The organism is Porticoccus sp., from assembly GCF_041592135.1.
Lineage (GTDB): Bacteria > Pseudomonadota > Gammaproteobacteria > Pseudomonadales > Porticoccaceae > Porticoccus.
Map to the genome: position 1 here is coordinate 1 of NZ_JBFHQR010000185.1, position 3,466 is coordinate 3,466.

Annotated in this window: 4 protein-coding genes; 2 read left to right on the forward strand and 2 right to left on the reverse strand. The window is 55.0% G+C overall.

Annotated features, from left to right (window positions below; all coding sequences use genetic code 11):
* Window positions 1-178 precede the first annotated feature (178 nt).
* Entirely contained in the window at window positions 179-1,204 is a 1,026-nt protein-coding gene (locus ABY948_RS11770) for a COX15/CtaA family protein (RefSeq protein ID WP_461482726.1), read from the reverse strand.
* Window positions 1,205-1,439: 235 nt separating this feature from the next.
* Between ABY948_RS11770 and ABY948_RS11775 the strand changes: the two genes are divergently transcribed.
* Entirely contained in the window at window positions 1,440-2,234 is a 795-nt protein-coding gene (locus ABY948_RS11775; RefSeq protein WP_461482727.1) for an alpha/beta fold hydrolase, read from the forward strand.
* On the opposite strand, the gene ABY948_RS11780 is transcribed toward ABY948_RS11775, so the two are convergent.
* A complete protein-coding gene (locus ABY948_RS11780) occupies window positions 2,206-3,036 on the reverse strand; it encodes a patatin-like phospholipase family protein (RefSeq protein WP_461482728.1) in 831 nt (276 codons plus the stop codon). The genes ABY948_RS11775 and ABY948_RS11780 overlap by 29 nt on opposite strands.
* 115 nt (window positions 3,037-3,151) lie before the next feature.
* On the opposite strand from ABY948_RS11780, the gene ABY948_RS11785 reads away from it, so the two are divergent.
* A partial coding sequence (locus ABY948_RS11785; RefSeq protein WP_461482729.1) for a uracil-DNA glycosylase occupies window positions 3,152-3,466 on the forward strand: 315 nt, incomplete at its 3' end.

The window sequence follows — 3,466 nt, forward strand, 5'->3', positions numbered from 1 at the left end:
GCCCCGCTGAGGCAACAAGCGCTGCCACCATCAGTGTACCAATCAATTTCTTCATGTCATTGCTCCAAGCATGGGATAAAAAAGAAGGTTAAAAAGTATACCGGATCGCATTCGGTATCAACATTAGCGGCAGTCAACCATCAAGCTTTTGTCGCCTTGTCCAGATGCAGTAGGGTGACTAATGACGCAACCGATGAGTGACGAACAAGACGCTGGTAAATAACAGCACCGCGCCGCCCTGGTGGGCAGCCGCGAGCGGCACCGGCACATGCAGCAGCAGGGTAGAAATCCCCAGACTAACCTGGATTGCCAGCATGGCCAGCACCAGCTTGAGCCCGACTCGCGCTTCCGGGTAAAGGCCTGTCTGGCGGAGGCTTTTCAATACGAAAACAGCAATCAGTACGATCAATAGATAGGCGAACATGCGGTGGTTGAACTGGATGGTTGTGATGTCCTCGAAGATGGCGAGCCACGCGGGGTCAGTGGCGTAGAGACCAGCGGGAAAGAAACTGCCCGCCATTAACGGAAAAGTGGGGTAGGCGTGCCCGGCGTGGGTGCCGGCCACCAGGCCGCCGGAGAGGATCATCAGGAACACCAGGCCGCTCAACACCGCGGCATAGCGTTTCAGTCCCTGTCCAACCGCGGAATCCGGTGAGGGATAGATCAGCCCCCAGGCTACCCAGAGAATATAGGCGTAGATAAATACAGCGGTGCCAAGGTGAGCCGTAAGCCGATATTGGCTGACCCGGGGGTTGTCCACTAGGCCGCTTTTTACCATGTACCAGCCGAGCAGTCCCTGTAGCCCACCCAGTACAAACATGCCTGTCAACTTGGGTGTCAGCCCCGCTTTGATACGGCGGGTGAAATAAAAAAACAGGAAGGGCAGCAGGAAAATGACCCCGATCAGGCGTCCCAGCAATCGGTGGAGGTATTCAAACAGGAAGATTTCCTTGAACTCGAACAGGCTCATGCCCTTGTTCACTTTCTGGTATTCGGGAAATTGTTGGTATTTCTCGAAGGTTTCCAGCCAGGCTGCCTCGCTGAGTGGGGGGATAATACCCATCAGGGGTTTCCATTCCACCATCGACAGGCCTGAGCGGGTCAGTCGCGTGACGCCGCCCAGTAGAATCATGGTGATAATGATGACAGCACAGATAACCAACCAGGTGGCGATTTGCCTGTCGTAGCGGGCCTGCAGATTCATAGGGTATCCATCATGTTTTCAGTAAGTGATGACCGTAGGAATATCCGGTTGCCAATTCGGCTTTTCGGCTGGGGCATCCTACCAAAACACGGCGCTAATTTCCGGTAAAAAATGTGCATCGCCACTTGGAAATCACCTCTATGGGGGCAAGTTTGCTCAATCAATAAGTCGCAACTTGCGCGACCATTGTGAATGGGTCAAAGTCCTGTCTCAGCTTGCGCGGGGAGGCAGGTCAATGCCGGAAACAGAAGTCAATGGGGTGAACATGGTCTTCGCGGATGAAGGGCGGGGTGAACCGCTGCTGTTGCTGCACGGTCTCGGCGTCAGCCGCAGGGATTGGGCCTCACAAATAGACCACTTTCGCCAGGGCTGGCGGGTGATTGCACCGGATTTTCGCGGCCACGGTGACTCGGGCAAGCCGGATGGCCATTACAGCGTGGCGGGTCACGCCGCCGACATTTTTGCCTTGATGGATCAGCTGGGCATTGCCTCGGCCCATGTGGTGGGCCTTTCCATGGGCGGCATGGTGGCTTTTCAAATGGCGGTGGATGCCCCCCATCGATTGCGCAGCATGATCATCATTAACTCCGGTCCGGCGCTGCCCAACGACAGTTTTGCCGCCAAGAAAATGCTTTGGACACGGCTGTTGTCCATCCACCTGCTGGGCATGAAAGCCTATGGGCGCAAGGTGGCAGAAAAGATGTTTCCCGGTGAGGGGCGGGAGCCGTTGATTGCCCTATTCGCTGAACAAATCGCTTCCAATCCTAAGCGTATCTATTTGAAAAACCTAAAGTCATTGTTTGGCTGGAGCGTACTGGACCGACTGGCAGGTATCGCTACCCCAACGTTGATGCTCACCGGTGATCGGGATTACTCACCCGTTGCCGCCAAGCAGGCGGTGGTGGCCGCCATGCAGAATGCCCGATTGGCTGTCGTTGCCGATTCCGGTCACGGCACGCCAATCGAGAAACCCCGTGAAACCAATGAGGCGATTGAAACCTTTATTCGCGGCGTCTCCGCCACTGGGTGATTTTTCGCTTTAGCTGGGTTTTGGTGGCGGTCGCCCGTTTGAAGATTTCGTTGGCTTTGTAAAATTCCAGCATCCTCACATCCACCACATTGGGTTCGATGTAAATATCGGGGGGCTCGCGGGCCAATTTCTCGCGGATGATACTTTTCTGCATGATCTGGTAGGTATTGAACACTGCTTCCGAGAGGGAGGGGATCTTGCCGGTCACAGCGCGCTCGCCGATCACATCCACTGCAATTGTCATATCACAATCGTCGGGCAGCAGGTCGAACGGCACCGGATTTACCGCACCGCCATCGATCAGTATCCGATCGCCAATTTTGACGGGCTCAAACAGTCCGGGCAGGGACATGCTGGCGCGAATGGCGGGTATCAAGGCGCCTTTATCCAGAATCACCTGCTGGCGGCTCCAGAAGTCCGAGGCGACGACTTTCAGGGGGATTTGCAACTGGGTAAAACGCTTGGCGTGGACCGATTCAAACAGGTATGTCAGCAGGTTTTCCACCCGGATCAGGCCGCGGCCGCGAAACTGTGGGCCGATAAAGTCCAGCCATTTGAAAATGTGTTTTTTGGTGACGATGTGCTTGAAGGATTCGTTGTCCTTGAGGCTGAACTCAAGAAAGATGTTCTTCATCTCCCGGGTGGACATGCCCGCACAGTACATGGCGCCGATCAGTGCGCCGATACTGGTGCCGGTGACATAGGCGGGTTTGAGCCCCATTTCTTCCAGGGCTTCCAGAATCAGTAGATGGCTGACCCCCTTTGCGCCGCCGCCACCCAGTGCCAAGCCTATTTTTTCCACCGGTGTCCTATCATGCTGTTGCCTCACCTTGTCCTGGCCGCCGACACCGGAGGTTGATTTGGCTCGGGAATTCCGGTTTATTGCAGCCTGTTGTCATCATAACCGGAAACAAGCCGTGTCGGATAAGTCCAATATCAAACTGCACCCATCCTGGTTGGCTGTGCTCGAAGCCGAATTTGCCCTTCCCTATATGTCCGCATTGAAAACATTTTTGCGACAGCAGAAACAGCAGGGCAAGGTTATTTATCCTGAAGCTGCGAATTGGTTTGCCGCGTTTAACCACACCCCGTTTGATCGGGTGAAGGTGGTCATTCTCGGCCAGGACCCGTACCACGGAGCAGGACAGGCGCACGGACTGTGTTTTTCCGTGTTGCCCGGAGTGGGTATTCCGCCATCGCTTCGCAATATCTACCAGGAATTGCAGTCTGAC

What these genes read in the sequence shown, in the direction of transcription:
- ABY948_RS11770 (WP_461482726.1), bottom strand. Translation starts at nt 1,204, where the DNA reads ATGAATCTGCAGGCCCGCTACGACAGGCAAATCGCCACCTGGTTGGTT.
- ABY948_RS11775 (WP_461482727.1), top strand. Translation starts at nt 1,440, where the DNA reads ATGCCGGAAACAGAAGTCAATGGGGTGAACATGGTCTTCGCGGATGAA.